This is a genomic window from Bacillus cereus group sp. BfR-BA-01441 (assembly GCF_022663075.1).
Taxonomy (GTDB): Bacteria; Bacillota; Bacilli; order Bacillales; family Bacillaceae_G; genus Bacillus_A; species Bacillus_A cereus.
This window is the reverse complement of the sequence record NZ_JAKUEU010000037.1, coordinates 1-21,705: the sequence shown is the minus strand read 5'-3', so window position 1 is coordinate 21,705 and position 21,705 is coordinate 1. Positions and strand designations below refer to the sequence as shown.

Sequence of the window (21,705 nt, the reverse complement as noted above, 5' to 3'; positions counted from 1 at the left end):
GTATCAACTTTTTGAGATTCAATAATTTCAGATCTAGGTTCTATGCTAAGCTAATGATCTGTAATCTTTATTTTCCCTTTATTTTTAACTTCTTGTTTTTCTGTATTCCCTTTAGAAACACTATTTTTTGTTCTCTGAAATTTGAACTAGAGCATCCTACTAACATAGAAATTGCTATAACGTATGATATCTTCATAAATACCTTTTTATTTTTCATTAATATCTCTCCTTTTTAATAAGATTAATATTTATTTGAATATTTACACTTTTATACAGGTGTAAAAGTGTAAAAAATAGTCAGCATAATAGTTGGGGTACAGGGGGTCTCGCCACATCGCCATCAAGCTAAGATTTTAAATTACCCCCAAACCAAATTTTTTTTAAATTGATTGATAGTAAACAAGAAAGGTTGAGAAATTTTCAATCTTTTTTATTTGGTGATTTTAAATTTTTCATTATAATTTATATTTTTACTCAAAAATAACTTTGACATATAATATACTTTATTTTATAGTAAGTACTACACTAACTACTAAAGGAGTAATTATGGAAGAACTTTATAAAGAACTTCAGAAATGGGGATTTTCACAATATGAATGTAAAGCGTATATAGGCCTTTTAAAAAATTATCCCATAACAGGATATGAAATAAGTAAACGGTCAGGTGTACCTCGTTCAACGATTTACGAAGTGGTGGCAAAATTAATTGATAAAGGTGCGGTTTATACGGTACCTTCTGATCCTGTAACCTATGCCCCATTGCCAGCTAAAGAGTTAATCCGTCGATTACGAAACAACTTCGAAAATTCTATGGATTATCTTGAAAAGAATTTATCTGCTTTAGAAAGTGAACAAGAAGTAGATGTGATTCATCGTATCAGTAGTGATGAGCATGTTGTTGCTGAAATGATTGATATTATAAATAAAGCAGAAAAAGAAATATGGTTGTCGATTTGGGAACCACAAGCCTCGTCTTTAAAAAGTGCTATAGATAGACGAATAAACGAAGAAATCCATGTTTTCTCTATTCTTTTTGGAGCACCAGATATGCAGCTTGGTGTAACTACTCATCATAATTATATGGCTCCCGAAGTAGCTGAGGAACGTATGAATGGTAGATTAACAATTGTAGCACGGGATAATGAAGAAGTATTAATTGCAAATTTTTCTCCAAATACACCTGCATGGGCAATAAAAACAGAAGATCCAGCCCTGGTATTAATCGCAATGGAGTACATTAGACATGACATTATGTTCTCAGAATTAGTTAAAGAAGTTGGTCCGGAGAAAACGGAATCTCTTTGGAAAAATGATTCTAATCTATTTCATGTTGTCACTGGAAAACGGTTCAAATAAATTGAACCGTATTTTCTTTCATTTTTTCGTAGTAGTTAGTGTGTTAGCTTCTATTTTTAAAAATAAGGAGGGAATGAAATGAGTCTGTCGAACGTCCAAGTGAATTCATCTCAGAGAGATGGAGATAGCTTTATCAAAGGAGTAAAAGATTGTATCCCTACATTACTAGGTTATTTAAGTATCGGAATAGCGGCAGGTGTTATTCAAAAGACTGCGGGACTTAGCATAGCTGAAATAGTTCTAATGTCTTTAATCCTTTATGCTGGCTCTGCTCAATTTATTGTTGCTGGGATGATGGCAACAAGCAGTTCTCTTTCTGCCATTATTATTACCATTTTCTTTGTTAATCTTCGGCATATTTTACTTAGTGCAGCACTAGCACCTTATTTTCGGCATCTTTCTCCATTTAGGAATATGTTAGTAGGCTCCCTACTTACCGATGAGACATTTGGTGTTGCTATTAGCGAAGCTGCAAAGAAAAAGAAAATCAGTGAAAGATGGATGCATGGCCTTAACATAACAGCTTATATAAACTGGCTTCTAGCTAATTTGGCAGGAGCATTTTTGGCACAGTGGATTTCCAATCCTGAAGAATTCGGCCTAGGATTTGCCTTGCCAGCGATGTTTATAGGGATTCTTATTTTAACAATGTTAGGAAGAAGTACAATCAAACTAGATATCATTGTCGCAATTATAGCAGTTGTTATTGCTGTAGGAAGTTCTTTCATATTGTCCAGTAGTATGGGGGTTATTGTGGCTACAATTATTGCTTCAACAATAGGAATGGTGGTGGAAAAATGGAAGTAAGATGGAGCGTTTTTTTAATTATTCTAGGTTCAGCTATTGTAACGTTTATTCCAAGGGTCGTTCCTCTTATGGTACTAAGTCGTTTCGAATTACCGGAATGGGTAATGCGATGGTTAAATTATGTTCCTATTTCTGTTATAGCTGCTTTGATTGGTCAGGAGATATTTATACATGATGGAAAGATTGTATCACTTACAAGTAACATTGAATTTTTTGCATCTATCCCAACTTTCTTTATTGCTATAAAAACACGTAGTTTAATGGGAACCGTACTGGGAGGTATTATTTCAATTATAGTTTTGAGCTTTTTGTTTTAAAACTAATTACTGTATTCAATCAATTATTACGTTTGAATGCCAATCCATTGCACAAAAAATAACTATAGAGCCGCAGGATAGAAAATAAGGATTGAAATATATGTTGAATTAATATCTTAGTATACTTGAATTGAACTAATATTTCGGGTTTTAAAAATCTTGTAAAGCCCCAAAATAAAAAATATGCATTTTGGGGTATTTATTTTTTAAACTTGATAGCGATGTGGTGGTATCCTGGATTGAAGAAGTATATATTCAATTTATCAACATGCTTTTAAATTTGAGTTTTTAGCCTCAATTTAAGTATTGAAATTCTCTAAATTTCGATGTATTATATTTTAGTATTTTCTCACTTTCCGAAGCCGAGAAAACATCATCACTTTTGAAAGGACCTGAACTCCAGCGGGTTCTTTTTATTTACTTGAACTCATTTTCGAATTATTGTATTATATTTTCGGGTCTTACTTATATATATCATTATCAGGAGAATCTGCATGTTTGTAGGTTCTTTTTTATTTTACTGAAAGTAATTTTTTACCCATTTGTTTACTTTCATTTTTTTGAATCATTGAGTTTATACTATCTCTTTACATTTCGTATAAATAGAGAAAAGTATACACTTAAAACACTGTTTTTGCGGAGGTTGTAAATTTTCTCTGTTTTTTCATAAAAAATACTCTAACAACTTAATAATTATATGTCTGTGTCCGATTAACTAAAATGAATTATCAAATCGAAAAGGAGAGTAGGACACATGAAAATAAAATTCAATGCGGGGAAATTGAAAGTTGATTTCGAGATTAACAAAGGTAAATGTAAAGTAATTAGCGGTTTAATAATCAAAAATTTTTTATGATGGACAAGAGAGTATTAGTTTACTCTTTTTTTCTTTGTTATATAGAAATTACATATTAATCTCTCTATTTGAGACATCTATATAAGGAGAGAGATGATGATTGAAGAGACGAATAAATATCCTCATGACTAATAGTTTTGTATAACTATCTATGCATTACAAATATATATTAGTTAAATATATAGAGACATCAAGATTAATTAACTATAAGAAAATGAGTTTTACGTTATAACTAAATATAATTCTTGAATATATGTAAATGGGATATTCTTATCTTTTTTATTTATGTTTTTTTCATTTTGTAAATGTATTTATCGCCTTGCCTTTCACTATTTTCTTTGGAAAACATAGTGAATTATGAGAAAGAGCGCTACAAGATCAACTTCAAAGAAGTAGTGCACTAAACCTCTTAATTATTACTTTTAAAACTTTACTTCCGAGAATGAATTTTATGTGAATAAGCCGTCCATATGATGGGCGGCTTATTCTAAAATTATTTTATCCATTATTTGGGGAACCACCAATTATTAGATATAACAACCATACAAAGAAGTTTAATACTATTTCCATAATACGTACTCTTATTAAAATCAATACTAATCATTTTTTTCCAAAGCATATTAAGCCACTCTTGATTATTATCATTTACCATAGCACTAACCGCAAAAGGAGAAATAAATTCTAAATGATTTTCTGACGAATTAGGTAAGTCTCTACCATCTAAATAATATCCGGATTTAATTTTATTTGGATCATTATTTGTTTTTGTTCTTATCCAAGCATTTAATTTGTTTAATAACATTAATGCTCTGTTATCACCTGTTAACAAATAATCCAAAGACAATCTCCAAGGTGTCCTACAAGCATTTGTAAAATAATAACCATCATATTCACCTTCTAAATACCCTTCTTTTACTGGTTTAAAATGCCCATTTTGTTTTTCTGCAAAGTCTGGTAATAACCCAGTATATAAATTATGAATTTGATTTGTAATTATATACGTTTTATCTATTACTTGAATCCATCTCGAATCACTGGTTTCTTTTTGAAATGCTTTTAAATGATCGATCATGAAATCAGAAGGACGAGTCCCTCTACCATACTTCGAATTATCATTTGGCACCCAATCCCCTAATTTTAAAAAGAAATCTATTGAATTTACATCACTCAACATAATTGCTTTTATCATTCTCTTTGCTTCATTTAAATAATTAATTTCTCCATTACTTCCCCATTGATAATGCGCTAATAAAAGGGAATAAGCAATATCCATATCCCCATCTGTTGCTGAATCTGGTTTATCAGTAGATGATTCATAATTCACTATATTTCCATTCTCATCCTCAATTTGTTTCCATGCCATTAATAAATCATTATTATTGCTAGAATGATCTTTATAAAATCTATATAGTCCATCAAAATATGTTTTTTCAGAAAAATCATCCGTATTAGCCATAATAACCATTAAAAGCATACCATGACCATGACTTTCAGAAATAGATACTGTATTTTTCGGTTCAAGCATTCCTTCAATATTACTATTAATATAATATTGATTTGGTTTCATAGAAGATTTTATCAAATACTTTGATTTCCACATTTGATAAAATTCTTTTACTTGTTGATCTAGTTTTTTTTGATTTATATAATTAGGTTTAATTGTTCCTATAGTATATTTTGTATGCTGAGGAAAAGGCCTCATCGTTAATTCTGTACGTGATTTTATCATGAAATTTCTAAATAAATCTTTTATCCCCATACTTCAAGTCCTCCAATAATAAAATCTAAACTTAAATTTATTTTTTATATACTTTATTTCAAAAAACTAAAGAAATACCATATATAAACACATTAAAATAATGAATTAAAGGATATTTATAAACCTATGCTTTACTTCTATACTTTTACTCAAAATACACAAATCTCATAAAAAGTTAAAACCACTTACTTAAAGTGGATGGTTTTATTTTTTTATGGAATTAATAATTCATAAACCAATTCATTATCAGTCATAGTAGAACACTTTTGCCAAGGATGAACAAATTTATGCCAATACTGATTTGTCCAACCATTTTTATAAATACATAATTTCCATCGATAATGAGAATGGTGATAATCCTGACGATCATAATCATAACTAATAAAATCTGATTGAATGTATGAATTAAACAATATAAGACCTCCTATAAAAAGTACTTAAAATATCCTATTACATATGAATGTCCCAATTCATAAAGCAAATGCCCAATAATAAATATTTATTATTATTTATCTAAAAAAAAGATAAATAATCTAAAATGAAAAGAGATCTTTATTTAAAAGATCCCTTTTTTTATTTACCAAACAAACGACTCCAAAATGATGAAAGATAAAAAAGAAGAACTGAATACTCTTTTAAAAAATAAAAACCTTGATTGGACACTAATTAGACTACCTTTTGTAAAAAAAGGTTTTGAAGTTAGAACAGTGAAAAAAGTCTTGCCAATATGCCTGGAATAATAATTCTAAAAAAAGAAATAGCAAATTTTATAGTTAGTCAAATTGATAACAAAACATATATTCATAAAATACCTTTTATTGCAATTTAATATAAACCTATTTTATGCAACAATAGATTTTAACTGTATAACCACATTATGGGGTTCCACCACATCGCTATCAAGCTAACAAAATAAAATCCCCCTAAAATGAAAAAATACGCTATTCTTTCTGTAGAATCATAGGAAAGGATGGCGTTTTTTATGTCTGTTTCTAACGAATTACAACAATTTGCTCAAGAGATTCAAAGTGCCCCATCTCCAAATGTCTTACGGGATCTTGCTAGAGATGTTGGCTTTGTACAAAGAACCAGTAAGTACCAAGCAAAAGATTTAGTCGCTTTATGTGTATGGGTGAGCCAAAATGTAGCTATGACTTCTTTAACTCAGTTATCTAGATGTTTAGAAGCATCAACAGAAGTACTTATCAGCCCTGAAGGCTTGAATCAACGATTTAATAAAGCGGCTTAAATCAAAAAAATGAAACCCGTTAGGGTTTATTTCGTATGCAAATCTTTAAATTGCCTACACGTAGCCTTTAGAAAAAAAGAAATAACCTCTACTATGATTGATGTTGTATGACCTTAGCTTGATAGTGATGGGGTTCCACCACACATCCATCAACTTAAGGATTTAGAATTACTCTAAAACGAAATTTTGTTACAATTTAGCACAAAACTTTGTTCTGGGAGTACAATAAAATTTTAAAATAACACAACTTTTCAATAAAAAACAAACAGCTTAAACCCATTAGAATTATAGGTCAGAAAAAAACTGGCAGATTAACAAGAGAACGAATTTTACTATGATTATAATTTAATTGATCCGGTTTGATTGCTAGGCGAAGGTTAGGAAGCCGCTGTAGCAAAGTACCTAATGCAATTTGTCCTTCTAAACGTGCTAATGGAGCCCCCAAACAGTGATGTATACCAGCCCCAAAGGCTAAATGATTATTCTCTTCTCGTGAAATATTCAATGTTTCCGGATAAGTAAATTTCTGTGGATCAATATTTGCAGCAGTCAAAGAGAGTAGAACTAAATCACCTTTGCGAATCATTTTTCCATGTATTGTCATATCTTCACTAGCAAGTCGGCTAATAAACATAACTGGGCCGGAATAGCGTAATAGTTCGTCAACAGCGGAAGGAATCAGGGAAGGGTTTTCCCTTAGTAAATTCATTTGTTCGGGATATTGAAGTAATGCCAGTACACCATTACTGATTAGATTAACTGTCGTTTCATGTCCAGCGATAATGAGCAGCCAAATTGTCGAGAGAAGCTCGTTATTACTCAACTTGTCTTCTTGCTCTTTTGTTTGAACGAGCTCGCTTATCAAATCGGCATCAGGATTTAGGCGCTTTTCGTTAAGCAGTGCCTCGATGTATTGAATAAACTTTTCAAGTGTTGTTGTAACTGCAGCTCCTTCACTAGGGTCCACAGAGGCGTTCATGAGTACTTTTGTCCATTCACGGAACTGGCTTCGATCAGTGGCGGGAATCCCAAGCATCTCTGAAATAACAATAATGGGTAGTGGGTAAGCAAAATCTGAAATAATTTCCATCTTTCCTTGTTCCTGTACAGCAACCAACAATTCGTCGGCAATTTGCTGAATGCGGGGACGAAGATCCTCTATCATACGTGGTGTAAAGGCTTTAGAGACTAGACGACGTAGGCGAGTATGATCAGGTGGATCTACCGTAAGCATATTCGGCATATTCATCAGCCAGTCAAACAGTTTACTCGCAGCTGGATTTTCCAAAATTGGATGCTGCTTATCATGGAGTGGTGTGAATTTCCGTAAATCTTTGATAAAACGAGAATCTTTTAGAATAGTAATCACATCATCATAGTGTAATGCGACCCATGTCCCTCCCATGCCATAAAAGTCATCAATTTGAAAGAAACGCTCTTGTTGCTTGATGAGGTTTTTATAGAACATAATGGGATTACGCATGGTCTTTGGCGAATTCAAATCCTTAAAAGTAAGTTTTTTCACTAGTATCCTCCTTATCATTATAACTATTGAATGATCTGAAATTACATGTCTCTTTACCATACTATTCTATAATCGTTCATAATAAAAAATGATACATCCGATTCCTAGACTTGTTTGGTTGAAAATATATTCCTAAAATCAAAAAAACACTAATACGTTTTTCTTTATATTTCTTCCGGAATATACAAATATTGATTATATAACAGCCTATATGGCTCACCATACATGTTAAGAAAACAGATTTACCGAAAAAAAAATGAGCATTTTTATTACAAGTTAGCACAAAATTTCATTTTTAGGATAGTTGTCTTCTCTTAGCTTGATGGGGATGGGGGAGCACCACATCACAATCAAGTTAACAAAAGTAAATACCCCAAAAATGAAAATTTTATCCTTTAATACGAACTCCAACATATTTATGTTTTGTAAAACCATGCGATCTTTAATTTGCTGACAACGTGGATTAATACAAAATATAAATAGAAAAAATCCCTAACAATATCCAAAACAATGGTTAGGGATTTTTTCTATTTATTAAAAGATTAACAGGTGACTTGCGAAGCAAGTTACCTGTTTTTACTATAGATTTCTTAGGCTTTTCTGACTCACTCTCTTTATTTGCCGCTTCTAAAAATGTAGCAACATAATCCAATAGAAAAAATATTTACACTATCATTATAGGTTTATATATCTATACTAAACATTCAGTATATATATTCTCAATTCAATTGCTACTATACCTGTGTTAAGTTATTAGTGAAAAATAGATTTTAACAATTAATATTACAAGACATAAGTAATTGCATCATTTTAGTAATATGGATACGAATAGAATGGAGGAATAATTTTGTATAAGGTATCACAATTTAATGTACCTTTCAAAAGAGATAATATTAATTTTCTATATAATAGCCATACAGGAGCGTTCGTTAAAATTTTTGATGAATATAAGGATACTATAAAAAAAATTAGCAAAAGAGACTATAATGAAATTCCTAATTTACATTTAGAAGAATTAACTAGGGCTGGTTTTATAGTAGAAAATTCTTTAGATGAATACGGAGTTTACCATTATTTAACTAATAAAAGCCGTTTTGGAAGTGAATATTTAGGTTTAACCATAGCAACTACATTACAATGTAATTTTCGATGTCCATATTGTTATGAGGATCATGTAGATGAATATATTGAGGGACAAAAAGAAGAAGATTTGAAAAACTTCATTCAAAATAACTTGAAAAATAAGACTGAATTTTCTGTTACATGGTATGGTGGTGAACCATTATTAAAAAAAGATCTTATAGATAGAATGTCAAAGTATATATTAGCAATATGTAAAGAAAAAAATATACAATATAGAGCTAAAATAGTTTCAAATGGATATTTACTTAATAGAAAAATTGCAGAACATTTAGTCCAAGAGAATAATGTTAAATATGTACAAATTACATTGGATGGTGGCCCAGAGACGCATGATGTGACTAGAATCTTAAGAAATAAGCAAGGTTCTTTCAATAAAATTTTAAATAATATTAAAGAAATACAAGACATTATACAAGTCGGAATTCGAGTAAATGTTTCAAAAGAAAACGTTGCAGATGTCTATAAGCTATTTCCAATCCTAATGAACCACGGATTAAACAACAAAGTTTCCTTGTATTTTGCTCCAGTAGGGGCATACAATGACGTTTGTCAATCTATTAGTGAATCCTGTCTAGTAACAAGGGAATTTGCAAAATGGGAGACAGATTTGATTGAATATGCGGATAAGATTGGCTTCAATATGGGAAATCTTTATCCTAGAAATCGTGGTGGTTGGGTTTGTCAAGCTGTAGATAATAACTCTTTTGTTGTAGATGCCTATGGTGATTTATTTAAATGCTGGCATGAAGTTGGAAATAAAAAATTAAGAGTAGGAAATTTAGCAGAAGGCATTACTTCGTTACAAACCTTAACAAAATGGATGAATTGGGAATTGCCAAACAAATGCAAGACATGTAATATTATGCCTCTTTGTAAAGGAAGATGCCCAGAACTAAGTTTAGAAAAACAAGATTTTGAATGTGACCAATTAAAATATAATATCAAAGATAGATTATATAGATATTACATAAAAAATCCTATCGATAAACAAAAAGTACCGGAAACTGAGGTTATTAAACAATCTAGTTAATAAGAAAGTTGAAATATACTTTCAGTGAAAGGAGGTGAATATAATGGAGTACATTGTAAAGCCAATTACATTAAATCCTAAGGATAACAGTGATCGATTAGAGTGTGGTATTAAGTTTAATTAAAACTTAATGATAACAGAAATCGATAAGAGTAGGGTTTTAACAAAAGGATATGTCTTTTCCATCAAATATGGTAAGATATATCCTTTTGTTTATTTGTCTTTTATTAGCTACATAGGGATGTGGTACAACCCTTTGTTAAAGTTTTTTTAGTAATTTAATTTGCATAAACATATTTATGTTCAAATAATATTATAGAGTATATAAAAAGACACTATACTCTATATAGTGTCTTTTTATATGTTGACTAGTTCTGAAAGAAAATGTAGTGATTAATCATAATTTGTTGGATGCTTCTTGGTTAATTCCATTATAACATTATTATAGAAGAATTTAAATGCATTTATGCATATATATAATTTTAATATATTTTAGACACATCTGAATTTTTTCTTTCGATTACCAAAAATTCCAGTTTCTTTATTTTTATATCTATACTATAATTTAACTGCTAAATCGTAAAAAAGGAGTTCTAATAGATATGGAGATGAGAAACTTACAAAAATTAATTGAAGACAAGAAAGTAGAATTAATTAAACTAGTAGATAAATATGGATTTAGACATCAGCAGGTGCTAAGTTTAAGTCAAGATATAGATAAGTTAATAAATCAGATTATTTATATAAATCACAAATGTAAGTAGAACCCTACATTTATAATTGCAGTTTAATGAGGGTTACTTTGGAATATTTTAATTTAAAAGTAAAAAAGAGAATATTGAATTAGAGGAAACTTTTCATTTTGCACCAAAATATAAAAAATGTATGCTCTAGACCACGTGTGCAGAGGATATGCAGCAGAATTTATTATTAATTCTTATCGTGAAATGATTAATAGTTGAACTACTCACCACTTAACGTCCTAACGGACTGTTTGAAGTGGGAGATTCCTGCGAACACCGGTGTATCCACCAGTTATCTTAGCAGGCTCTACCCGCAGTCCCTACGGTGAGAACATAAGTATCTTGTACGCTGACTCACCACACTACCTACTTTAGCTTGGTTTTCGCAATTTTGAGAAGCGTGGGGCGATAGAACGTTGAAGATTTTACGGTCGCAACGTTTTTCTGCAACCAACCTCATATCTTCAGTTTTCGAAGAGCAATCTGTACAAGCAAATGATAGCAAATATGTTGGCTTATGCCAACTGACATTCATCTCCCACCTAAAATTGGTGTTTCACACCTTCACATTTTTGAGGAAGGAGTCTTCTGTCGGAAAACGATAAAAATATGCTATCTGATTACTGTAAAAAGACATGAAAGTAGGAACTTATTTTATAGTGTAATATATTGAATTATCTACGGGGAAAGTTTATTTAGTATCCATTTTCTTGTCCACATATCGGGACAAGAAAATGGATATTTTTTTAAACGGAGACACTAAAGTGGATACTTTTTCACATACAGACAACAACCAAGTGGGTACTTTTTAAAAATAGCTGCAAACACAATGAATTTTTAACTACTACACGTTGAATTTTTAGGAGCTGGTTTCAATTTTAATTTCTAACTCTTATATCAGAGCTATTAATATAAATTTGAAATAAAAAGGGATTAGATAAGTTTTTGTAGAATATATAAAGGTTAAATTTCTGACTTTCAATAAAGCTGCTTAACATTAGACTAAAATTGAGCATTTTCTTTAAATATTTTTATATAGACAACATATAAATTTCATCCATAAATTAAGGAGATGTTGTAATGACCAAAAAATTCGTAATTACTAAACCTAGTGACCTAGCTGGCTTTTCATCTTTTAAGTGTTCATTATGCGGGGAAGAATTTAAATTACGGCCGGATGAAGTACAAGAAGATGACGTTTTAGAGCTGTTTTGCCCAAGCTGTGGGATTCCAAGTTCAGTTTCTACATACTACACTGAAGATATAAAAGAAAATGCCTTAATTATTGCAGAGAATGAGATAGCAAACATGATAAATGATTTATTCAAAGGGTTAGAGAAGACCTCAAAAAAAAGTAAAAATATAAAATTTAAAGCAAAGAAGCAAAATACATCAAAACCAATAAAAGAACTATATGAAAAAGATGATCTAAACGAAATTTTATTTTTATGTTGTAACAGAAATGCAAAGTTATCGATATTAACAACAGCAGGACACCAGCCATTTTGTCCATATTGTGGGGTGAATTAATTGGAATCAACTGTTCTAATCCCTATTAAAAAATTTAAAATTATATCTAAGAGTTTTAGAAGAGTCTCTGGGGATTTATTATATTCCACTGATATTCATGAGACTATGAGATTAGCTATAAAGTTTATTGCTTATATTGAAAATGAGTCTATTATTTATGACTTTATACGTAAATGTCACACACAAGACTATGATATAGAAGAAATCCTAAACTCAAAGGAATATGAATCGAAATATGACATTCCAATTGATAATAACGAAGAAATTAGCTTTATTTATCAACTATTAAAGTATGCGACAGAAAATTTATCTTCTTATAATCAATTGACATATGGATATGCTTTTTACAAGGGAGCAAAATTTTCGGATCAAGTACGTGAATTTAATTATCAGGTAGTTAGGCTTTTAGTAAATCACATTACAGATTATTTAGAGGAGATGGCGATTGAATTGGGAATTGATGAAAAACCGAACGCAAAATTATTAATTCAAGGAAATGTTGGTCAGTTTAATTATGCAGAGCAAGGGAATATCGAAGCTATTCAAACTAATAACCAAGGTGAAAATAATGACCTTCAAAAGGTAGCGCAAGAGTTAATCGAACTATTAAAAGGTACTTCTTTAGAAAATAAAGATATTCAAGAAGATGCTATAGACTTTGTTGGAGAAGTAGCGCAAAATATTGAAGAGGGGCAGTCACCAAAGCCATCTCTTCTTAGAAGAGCAAAAGAATCCCTAACGGATATTAATTCGATGGTGGAGAGTGGTTCTCAAATCGCTATTAAAATAGGTCAATTTTTAAGTCTGCTTAACAGTTAAATTTAAAGAGTTAATTATATTGTTGGATCTCTCACTTGGATTTATTATTAAAAATAACTACCTTTTAATAAAAAGACAATTACTTATGAATTAAAGTAATTGTCTTTTTTAATACAAGTTTTTAATTAAAATAATACCAGTATACGTGCATTGATATATATACCATTTATAGATGTTAGTTCAATAGCATCTATAAATGGTATGGGAATTTTCCCATTTGAAACCTATTGCTTATTTTTCCATCTTTTCGATGATAGGAGCTTTAGCGGATAATTCACCGGTTGCCATATTATTCATAAAATATGCCCCATAAATAGTAATAGTATCTCCAATATTTATATCCTGTAAGATTTCAGGGGAAACGATAGCACTAACAGTCGAATCCTCATTAGAAATTTCAATAGCGTCATTTGATTTATTGATTACATTTCCAGTGTGCATTTTATATTGTTTTTTTAGCACGTTTTCTTCATTTTCTTTTTGAACAATAGCATATTTAGCTGTATCGGGCTGGCCAAATACAAGACCATCTATAAAAATAGGTGCATAAATAGTAACGGTATCTCCAATTTGAATATCTTTAAGGATTTCAGGGGAAGAAACGATAGCATCTAAACTTGTATTTTCATCAGAAATAATTAAAGACTTTTCTGTTTTAGCAGTTACTTTACCAGAACGTTTTTTGTGTTGATTTAGTAAAGCTTTTTCTTTTTTAGCGGCTTCTGATATCGACTTCGATTTATCCATACCTGTATTAGGAGTAACTGTCTTACTTGCCAACTTTTCGATGATAGGAGCTTTAGCGGATAATTCACCAGTTGCCATATTATTCATAAAATATGCTCCATAAATAGTAACGGTATCTCCAATATTTATATCCTGTAAGATTTCAGGGGAAACGATAGCACTAACAGTCGAACCTTCACTAGAAATACTAATTGAGTTATTTGTTTTATTAATTACATTCCCAGTATGCTTTTGGTATTGGTCTTCTAGAACATTTTCTTCATTTTCCTTTTGAACAATAGCATATTTAGCTGTATCGGGCTGGCCAAATACAAGACCATCTATAAAAATAGGTGCATAAATAGTAACGGTATCTCCAATTTGAATATCTTTAAGGATTTCAGGAGAAGAAATCATAGCATCTAAACTTGTATTTCCATCAGAAATAATTAAAGACTTTTCTGTTTTAGCAGTTACTTTACCAGAATGTTTTTGGTGTTGATTTAGTAGAATTTGTTCTTTTTTATTTTGTGTTGAAACAGCTGTCTCAGTAGTTAAAGATCGATTTTCTATTGAAATTGACTCACCTTCTTTATTATTGATATCCATATCCTTACTGTTGACTTTTTCTCTCAATTTATCTTTTATTTCTTTAGAAAACATATCTGTTTTAGCAGTAAGTTGAGCAGCTTCAGCTCGTGTTATGAATCTATTTGGTTGCCAGCCGTTATCCGTACCATTGGAAATTTTTAAATCAATTAAAACATTGGCGAATTTTTCACCCCAATGTCCTTTTAAATCCTCAAATTTACTTTGGCCATTTTCATGTGTTGTACTTTGTAGTTTATAAGCATTTACTAGCATCGTTGCCATGGCAGCGCGTGTTACTTTCCCAGATGGATTGAAGATTCCATTCCCTTCTCCTTTAACAATGCCAGCTTTTTCAGCTGCAGCAATATACGGAGCGCCCCAGTGGTCTTGAGAGTCTGTAAAAGAAGGTTTGGCTTTTGGATCAATTTCTATTCCTAAAGCTTTTGTTAAAATTGTTGCAGCGGAAGCTCGATCTAACGTAACGTTTGAGCCAAAAGTGCCATCTGGATAACCAATTAACACTTGTTTATCCACTAAGTAATTAACAGATTGCTCTGCCCACTTTGGAACATCAGGGAATTTGTGAGTATCTGCAAAAATACTAGAAGAATAGGATAATATAGCCCCTGCAAGAAGACCTGTTGTGATTAATTTGCGCTTCATAAAAATATACACCTCTACCAATCTATTGTATTACCAAATTGAGATTTTTTATTTTTATTTTTATATTTATATGTTTGTGATAATGTTGACATCTATTCAATTTGGTGTAACGATTATAGTTACTTATATGCATAAGTGTCAATGAATAAATTTAACAAAAATGTTTTATATTTACATAATAAATATAAATTAATTTTATTTACTAAAAATTAATAATGTGTTGACGTATTAATATATACTTAATTATAATTAATCGAAATTAATTGAGATTGATTTTCAAGTTTGTTTACTAGTTTAACAAGTATACAAACTTGAATTTAAATAAAAAAGTTGAATATAAACTTATATTTGTTCATTGGCACTTATATACAGGTAACTAAAATGGTTGAACCAAATGTATGTTAAGCTTAAAATTTTTTTAAAGATACATATTGATAGAAAACCTTTCCTCTAGATATTCTTTTGGATAAAAAAACTTTATTTATGCAATTCCTTATATATATTATCCATTAACAATATAGTTAATTATTCAATAAGCTCACCAACATTTATTGCAATTTTTTATTATTACTTCTTAATAAAGGGATAATATAAATTAAATGCATGAAAATGGATAGGAATTAAGATTTAGAAGGAGAATATTTTATGAAATCCAAGTTAATTGCTACAGGAATTATTGCAGGAAGTCTACTATCCTACTCATCTAATACATTTGCAGATACTCATAAGTTTCCAGATGTTCCAGCATGGGCGGACAAATCCGTTAATTATTTAGTTAATAAACAGGTATTGAATGGTTATCCAGATGGAACTTTTGGTTCTCATGATTCATTAGACAGAGCTTCGGCCACAAAAATTATGACAAAAGTTTTAGGAATAGAAATTGACTTCGATGCAAAACCATCTTTTACAGATTCACAAAACCATTGGGCTACCCCGTATATTGCTGCAGCTGAAAAAGCTGGCATTGTTAAAGGAGAAGGGAATGGAATCTTCAATCCATCTGGGAAAGTAACACGCGCTGCCATGGCAACGATGCTAGTAAATGCCTATAAACTACAAAGTACAGCACATGAAAATGGCCAAAGTAAATTTGAGGATTTAAAAGGACATTGGGGAGAAAAATATGCCAATATCTTAATTGACTTAAAAATTTCCAATGGTACGGATAACGGCTGGCAACCAAATAGATCTATAACACGCGCCGAGGCCGCTCAACTTACTGCCAAAACAGATATGTTGAAACAAAATCAAAATAATGGTTTAAAAGAAAAAGAAATCATTACTGCTACTTCGTATGAGGATTTAAATTTAACAGTGGCTTCGAAAATTACAGCTCAAGAGATTGATAGTTTTATTGCAAAATACCATTCAGATAGTCCATTAGTTGGACATGGGCAAGATTTTATTAATGCGCAAAATCAATACGGTGTAAATGCACAGTATTTAGCAGCACATGCAATTTTAGAGTCTGGATATGGAAAATCAGAAATCGCATATCGAAAACACAATTTATTTGGGTTACGCGCATATGATAAGGATCCGTTTAAATATGCAAAATATTTACCAACCTACGGTGACAGTATTGCATATAATGCCAATTATGTACGAGAAAGATATTTAGAAGAAGATGGTATGCATTATAATGGACCGACATTAGCTGGTATGAACGTAAAATATGCATCAGACAAAGGCTGGGCTGGAAAAATTGCAAATATTATGGAACGTATTAAACCTTTCCGTGCGGAAGACTATTCATCTGCAAAAAAATTACCAAAGAATCCTGAAACATTAAATGTTGAAGCGTTATCTAATAACATTCCATATAACATGTATGAAGATGGGACAACAGCAAATGTTGTATCAACAGCTGCTTATTACCATGTACCGTATCCATTTAACTTAAAAATTAAAAGTAAATCAGATGTAGCAGTCGAGGAAAATAGAGTTGGTACAGTAACTCGTGGAACAAACATATTTATTTATCGTGAAGATCCAAATGGATGGGTGGAATTCTCTTTTGACACTACTGGAGAAAAATACTGGACATTAAAAAGTAAATTAAGTATGTAATTAGAAAGCTCTCTTTCACTACTCATAATCGTTTAGATTTAAATGACATATAATTCTGAGACAAGTTTTTTACTTTTTAAATATAGTTATGTATACAAAAAAGTTAGAGAATTATTTTCTCTAACTTTTATGCGCTAGTACTTGAAATTAAAAAGATGGTGGGGTTACTCCAAATATAACAGTGACTTTGTGTAAAGAAGTGTTTTCCCATTTATGTTTTGCGTATGGTGGGATTTTAACACTATCACCTGGGTTAAGAAGTAAAACTTCATCATTTAGATATAGTTTTACTTGTCCTTCCATAACAAATGCTATTTCTTCACCTTTATGTGCCATAGGCTCCATAGAAGAAGCGGTTTGAGGTAACAGATTCATTAAAGCTAATTCCAGTGATCCATTTAAATTAGGTGATAATAACTCATACGAAACATTGCCGCTTTCAGGGAAAGTTATTTTTTTTCTTTGATTAGCTCTTACAACTAATTCTTCTGTATTGGTATCTTCTAAGAAAAAATTAAATAAAGCAATATTTAATGCTGCAGAAATTAGTTTTAGTGTTTGTAAGGATGGATTCGTGATTCCTTTCTCAATCTGACTTAACATGGAAGGTGTTATATCAGCTAATTCAGCTAATCGTTTACTAGTTAGTCCAGCGCCTTTTCTAAAGGCCATAATTTTTTCACCGATATTAATATTGTTCATATGCGTAATCCCCTTTAAATAAGTGAATAAAATTAAAATTAATTTTATTCACTTATACTAAACATGTTGTTAATATACTTAATTATAATAAAGTATGATTAATTTTCAAGCACCTGCATAGTTGTGAGAATAGTAATAAGACGAGAAATGATTGATACTTATTCTTCCATGTGAACCATTAAGTATGATGACCTGATTATATGATTGAATTTCTGTATAAGATTTTGGGATTGACAATAATGCAATAGCGGATGGACTGGCACTTGGAATAACATCTGGGTTTGTAAGGAAAGCAATGGCAACATTTTTAAGTGGGGCATATAAAGTTGGTGATAATCATTTATATAAGCTATTAAAAGAAATAGTGGGTAAAGAGGATATTTAGCTAGAACCAACAACATTAGCAGAGACCTATTAAATTGCATAAAAGGGGGAGAGGCTATTTACAAAATAATGATTTAAAACATAAATTGAATCAAGGTACACAAATTGTATAGGGAACAGGAGGAAGTATGATTCCCACAAAAAGTAGTGGAAGAATACTATCAAACAAGTTCTCAGTTAATTAAAAAGAAGTTCTAATAAGTAAATGACAACATATGGGTAAACACCAATGCTTTATTATAAAATTTTTTAGGAAGTGAAAACATTATGAAATCAGCTTTAACTAACATTATGATCTCCTTGATTCTTGCAGTAGGAGGGATCATTGCGCATTTTATGGGAAATCAAGGTTGGGTCTTCGATTGGGTAGGGGTATTACTGGCATATCTATCTTTGGGCATTTTAATAGGTTTATATAACAAAACTGTGTATTATAAACCATTTCCTAAAATACTAAATAGAACTGTATTTATTACCTTTAATGCTACAGTATTAGGAACAATAATAGGGTTAACATGCCAACTATTAGGAAAGGCGAATCTTACTATAATGATGTATTATTGGTTGATAATGTTATTGCTACATTTCATTACTATAATAACATTGGTTATCCTAGTATTTGCACATCAAAATAGTCAAAAATACAGTCCGCTATATACATTTATTGTAATTTTAAACATTTTTCTTACCCTAGGACCAGTATTATATCCTTTGGTTCTAACTATTATAGGAAATGGCATGAATGCTAGTGCAGGACACTAATTTTTACCTATATAGATTATTAAAATAAGTAATCCAAAATTGATATTTGTTAAGTTAAATAATTTTATAAACTAATATAATAATATAACTAAACAACATAAAGTGGAATAATAGGATAGAAAGAAGATTATAATATGAAAATTAAGCTTAAGAAAAAAAGAATTATAAGTATATTGTTGGCTATTACATTAGTAGCAATAGGGTATTACATGTTTCAATCTATTACGAATCCTAAGCTGGTAAATGCGGAAGAGGTAAACAGTGTTCAACAAGTGAGCAGTCTACCTAAAAATGAATTAAAAAAATCGATACCTAATTGTTTTGATGGTAAAGAAAGAAAAGTTGCATATTTAACTTTTGATGATGGACCAGGAAAATATACAGCTAACCTATTGGATGTATTAAAGAAAAACAATGTGAAAGCAACATTCTTTTTAATTGGCGATAATGTGAAAAGGTTCCCAGATTTAGTGAAACGAGAGCATGTTGAGAACCATTATGTGGGTATGCATAGTATGACACATGATTTTAAAAAGTTATACACCAATCAGGAATATGTTAAGGAAATGAAAGAGGATCAATCTTTAATTAGAAATGTTATTGGAAACTCACCGAAATTAACACGCCCACCATATGGATCAATGCCTGGGTTAAATGAATCACTTCGAAATGAAGTGGTCGGAAATAATTTAAAAGTATGGGATTGGACAATTGATTCTTTAGATTGGAAATACAATAAATTATCCGTTGATGTAGCGTCCGCAAAAATTGTTCAAAACGTCTTAGCAGGTGCGACGTCTTCAAAAGAAATTATTTTAATGCATGATATTCATCCGCAATCTGTCGCGGCAGTTCCAGCAATTATAAAAGGATTAAAAGAAAAAGGGTATGAATTCGAAGCTTATGATGAGAATAATCATTTTTCAATAAACTTCTGGCATGATAAGCGAATATAACAAGTATTTATAATTTAAATGAATGGAATAAGAAATTGATATAGGGTTTAAATATATGTAAGAGCGCGTTGACCTAAATATATAACAACACGCTCTTTTAAAAATTTATTTTTTATTATTTAAATTTAAGTATAGGATTTTTCATTATATAAAAAATAATCAAATGTCCTTTATTTTTATACTTTCGATTACTTAATTACTATATAACAATGAGGTGGATTTAATTGTCGTTTTTAAAAAACAGTAAAATTGGTACAACACTTAACGTAATGGTAGTTATAGCAAGTGTCTCGTGTATCATATTATCTATACTAGGATTTTGGGGCCTTAAAAAAGGGGAGCATGCTTCTACTACTATGTATGAAGATAGTTTATTACCAATTCAGTGGATAGGAGCTATAGAGTCTAATTTTTATCTAATCAATATGAATGTAAAGGAAACGATCCTATCAAAAGATGAAAAACGAATAAAAGAACTTTTAACAGAAATAGATGTGGCTCGTGCAGAAACTGATAAGTTATTAAAGAAGTTTGAGACAAGAGTTAGTTCTAATAGAGAAAAGGAATTGTATAACACATTTTATACAATATTCAAAGACTTAAGAACACAACTGAAAAAAGTGCAAGATTTGGGACAATCTAATAATGAAGAAGCATATGCTTATTACCTAAAAGAGGTTGATCCTAATATGAAAAAGTCAATTCAGGCAATTCGCGAACTTATCCAATTTAATAATAATAATGCAGATCAATTACAAAAAAATAATACTGACAGTGCAACAAATACCATGATGCTGTTTATTAGTATCTCCATTATAGCAATTGCAATTGTTATTTTTATTGGCTATATCATTAAAAGTGCGATTAAACAACCAATTGTACTATTAGAAAGAGATATGAAAGGGGTATCTGCAGGTGATTTAACGTTACGTACTTCTTATAAATCAAATAATGAATTGGGAAGCATTGTGAAATCTTTTAATAACATGTTGGATAACTTACAACAATTAATTGGAGAAGTAAAAAACACAACACAGGAGGTTATTTCTTCAACCGATGGGATGTTACAAGATACTAAACGAGCATCTCATATATCAAGTGAGGTTGTTCAAACTATTTCTGAGGTTGATAAAAAAATAGAAGGACAAGTTACTAGTATTCAAGAAAGTGCATCTTCAATGGAAGAAATTGCGACTGGAGTTCAAATAGTAGCTGAATCCTCAGCAACGGTTACAGAAGTGGCTGTCACAACAACAGAACAAGTCAATTCTGGTAGTGAAGTGATAAAACAATCTATACTTCAGATGAATAGTATTCATGAGGTTGTTGAAGAAACTTCTAAAGTAATTGAGAGGCTTGTTACACGTACGCAAGAAATAGATAAAGCTCTGGATGCAATCACTAATATTGCTGAACAAACAAACCTACTTGCCTTAAACGCATCAATTGAAGCTGCACGTGCTGGAGAAAACGGTAAAGGATTTGCAGTAGTGGCAGCGGAAGTAGGAAATTTAGCTGAGCAGTCTAAAACATCTGCATTTGAAATCAATCATTTAATACAAGCCATTCAACAAGATACAAAAGATACAGTTGCTGCAATGCAAAAAGGCCAACAAAAAGCTTCGGAAGGAAAAGAAACAGCTAATAAAGCAGATCAAGCATTCTCATCCATTCTGTCGGCTATTAATAAAATCACTAGTCAAATTCAAGAAGT

Annotated in this window: 16 protein-coding genes and 2 pseudogenes; 13 read left to right on the top strand and 5 right to left on the bottom strand. The window is 30.8% G+C overall.

The window, feature by feature from the left end; all coding sequences use genetic code 11:
* The first annotated feature begins 546 nt into the window (after positions 1–546).
* The 4 genes and pseudogenes from MR107_RS16605 to MR107_RS32000 form a co-directional block, all read left to right on the top strand.
* Positions 547–1,356 (top strand): TrmB family transcriptional regulator, encoded by an 810-nt coding sequence (locus tag MR107_RS16605; protein WP_088028560.1) that lies wholly within the window; start codon positions 547–549, stop codon positions 1,354–1,356.
* Between the two features lie 78 nt (positions 1,357–1,434).
* Entirely contained in the window at positions 1,435–2,163 is a 729-nt protein-coding gene (locus MR107_RS16600; protein WP_242292537.1) for an AzlC family ABC transporter permease, read from the top strand.
* Positions 2,154–2,480 carry an AzlD domain-containing protein gene (locus tag MR107_RS16595; protein WP_000453929.1) on the top strand — a complete coding sequence of 109 codons (327 nt, stop codon included), beginning with the start codon at positions 2,154–2,156 and terminating at the stop codon, positions 2,478–2,480. The genes MR107_RS16600 and MR107_RS16595 overlap by 10 nt, the downstream gene beginning before the upstream one ends.
* Before the next feature lie 1,172 nt (positions 2,481–3,652).
* Positions 3,653–3,751, top strand: a pseudogene (locus MR107_RS32000) (transposase); the annotation flags it as partial.
* Between the two features lie 90 nt (positions 3,752–3,841).
* Here MR107_RS32000 and MR107_RS16590 read toward each other — a convergent pair.
* Together MR107_RS16590 and MR107_RS16585 are read right to left on the bottom strand one after the other, a co-directional pair.
* Entirely contained in the window at positions 3,842–5,095 is a 1,254-nt protein-coding gene (locus tag MR107_RS16590) for a family 8 glycosyl hydrolase (protein ID WP_242292536.1), read from the bottom strand.
* Positions 5,096–5,307: 212 nt separating this feature from the next.
* Positions 5,308–5,508: a hypothetical protein gene (locus MR107_RS16585; protein WP_242292535.1), complete on the bottom strand. Its 201-nt coding sequence runs from the start codon at positions 5,506–5,508 to the stop codon at positions 5,308–5,310.
* A gap of 569 nt (positions 5,509–6,077) precedes the next feature.
* Here MR107_RS16585 and MR107_RS16580 point away from each other — a divergent pair.
* Positions 6,078–6,341: pseudogene (locus MR107_RS16580) on the top strand (IS4 family transposase); the annotation flags it as partial.
* Between the two features lie 295 nt (positions 6,342–6,636).
* Here MR107_RS16580 and MR107_RS16575 read toward each other — a convergent pair.
* The gene (locus MR107_RS16575; protein WP_242292534.1) at positions 6,637–7,869 is read right to left on the bottom strand and encodes a cytochrome P450 family protein; all 1,233 of its coding nucleotides are present in this window, start codon (positions 7,867–7,869) and stop codon (positions 6,637–6,639) included.
* An 847-nt stretch (positions 7,870–8,716) separates the two neighbouring features.
* Here MR107_RS16575 and MR107_RS16570 point away from each other — a divergent pair.
* The 4 genes from MR107_RS16570 (at position 8,717) to MR107_RS16555 (ending at position 13,134) form a co-directional block, all read left to right on the top strand.
* Positions 8,717–10,042: a radical SAM/SPASM domain-containing protein gene (locus tag MR107_RS16570; protein ID WP_242292533.1), complete on the top strand. Its 1,326-nt coding sequence runs from the start codon at positions 8,717–8,719 to the stop codon at positions 10,040–10,042.
* A gap of 602 nt (positions 10,043–10,644) precedes the next feature.
* On the top strand, positions 10,645–10,806 hold the full coding sequence (locus MR107_RS16565; protein ID WP_098519096.1) for an aspartyl-phosphate phosphatase Spo0E family protein: 162 nt from the start codon (positions 10,645–10,647) through the stop codon (positions 10,804–10,806).
* Positions 10,807–11,865: 1,059 nt separating this feature from the next.
* Entirely contained in the window at positions 11,866–12,315 is a 450-nt protein-coding gene (locus MR107_RS16560; protein ID WP_242292532.1) for a hypothetical protein, read from the top strand.
* Positions 12,316–12,420: 105 nt separating this feature from the next.
* Complete coding sequence (locus tag MR107_RS16555; protein WP_166696201.1) at positions 12,421–13,134, top strand: hypothetical protein; 714 nt, start codon at positions 12,421–12,423, stop codon at positions 13,132–13,134.
* 231 nt (positions 13,135–13,365) lie between these two features.
* On the opposite strand, the gene MR107_RS16550 is transcribed toward MR107_RS16555, so the two are convergent.
* The gene (locus MR107_RS16550) at positions 13,366–15,114 is read right to left on the bottom strand and encodes an S-layer homology domain-containing protein (RefSeq protein ID WP_242292530.1); all 1,749 of its coding nucleotides are present in this window, start codon (positions 15,112–15,114) and stop codon (positions 13,366–13,368) included.
* Between the two features lie 645 nt (positions 15,115–15,759).
* Between MR107_RS16550 and MR107_RS16545 the strand changes: the two genes are divergently transcribed.
* The gene (locus tag MR107_RS16545) at positions 15,760–17,187 is read left to right on the top strand and encodes an S-layer homology domain-containing protein (protein WP_242292529.1); all 1,428 of its coding nucleotides are present in this window, start codon (positions 15,760–15,762) and stop codon (positions 17,185–17,187) included.
* 147 nt (positions 17,188–17,334) lie between these two features.
* Here MR107_RS16545 and MR107_RS16540 read toward each other — a convergent pair whose 3' ends face one another.
* The gene (locus MR107_RS16540) at positions 17,335–17,889 is read right to left on the bottom strand and encodes a helix-turn-helix domain-containing protein (RefSeq protein ID WP_088114181.1); all 555 of its coding nucleotides are present in this window, start codon (positions 17,887–17,889) and stop codon (positions 17,335–17,337) included.
* A gap of 651 nt (positions 17,890–18,540) precedes the next feature.
* Between MR107_RS16540 and MR107_RS16535 the strand changes: the two genes are divergently transcribed.
* The 3 genes from MR107_RS16535 to MR107_RS16525 all read left to right on the top strand — a co-directional run.
* Positions 18,541–19,035: a DUF3902 family protein gene (locus tag MR107_RS16535; RefSeq protein ID WP_088114182.1), complete on the top strand. Its 495-nt coding sequence runs from the start codon at positions 18,541–18,543 to the stop codon at positions 19,033–19,035.
* A gap of 134 nt (positions 19,036–19,169) precedes the next feature.
* Complete coding sequence (locus tag MR107_RS16530; protein WP_242292528.1) at positions 19,170–19,991, top strand: peptidoglycan-N-acetylglucosamine deacetylase; 822 nt, start codon at positions 19,170–19,172, stop codon at positions 19,989–19,991.
* 224 nt (positions 19,992–20,215) lie between these two features.
* Positions 20,216–21,705: methyl-accepting chemotaxis protein (locus MR107_RS16525; protein WP_242292527.1), on the top strand; the 1,490-nt coding region annotated here is incomplete at its 3' end.

Coding starts and splice junctions, on each gene's coding strand:
- MR107_RS16605 (WP_088028560.1), top strand. CDS start 547: ATGGAAGAACTTTATAAAGAACTTCAGAAATGGGGATTTTCACAATAT.
- MR107_RS16600 (WP_242292537.1), top strand. CDS start 1,435: ATGAGTCTGTCGAACGTCCAAGTGAATTCATCTCAGAGAGATGGAGAT.
- MR107_RS16595 (WP_000453929.1), top strand. CDS start 2,154: ATGGAAGTAAGATGGAGCGTTTTTTTAATTATTCTAGGTTCAGCTATT.
- MR107_RS16590 (WP_242292536.1), bottom strand. CDS start 5,095: ATGGGGATAAAAGATTTATTTAGAAATTTCATGATAAAATCACGTACA.
- MR107_RS16565 (WP_098519096.1), top strand. CDS start 10,645: ATGGAGATGAGAAACTTACAAAAATTAATTGAAGACAAGAAAGTAGAA.
- MR107_RS16560 (WP_242292532.1), top strand. CDS start 11,866: ATGACCAAAAAATTCGTAATTACTAAACCTAGTGACCTAGCTGGCTTT.
- MR107_RS16555 (WP_166696201.1), top strand. CDS start 12,421: ATGAGATTAGCTATAAAGTTTATTGCTTATATTGAAAATGAGTCTATT.
- MR107_RS16550 (WP_242292530.1), bottom strand. CDS start 15,114: ATGAAGCGCAAATTAATCACAACAGGTCTTCTTGCAGGGGCTATATTA.
- MR107_RS16545 (WP_242292529.1), top strand. CDS start 15,760: ATGAAATCCAAGTTAATTGCTACAGGAATTATTGCAGGAAGTCTACTA.
- MR107_RS16540 (WP_088114181.1), bottom strand. CDS start 17,889: ATGAACAATATTAATATCGGTGAAAAAATTATGGCCTTTAGAAAAGGC.
- MR107_RS16535 (WP_088114182.1), top strand. CDS start 18,541: ATGAAATCAGCTTTAACTAACATTATGATCTCCTTGATTCTTGCAGTA.
- MR107_RS16530 (WP_242292528.1), top strand. CDS start 19,170: ATGAAAATTAAGCTTAAGAAAAAAAGAATTATAAGTATATTGTTGGCT.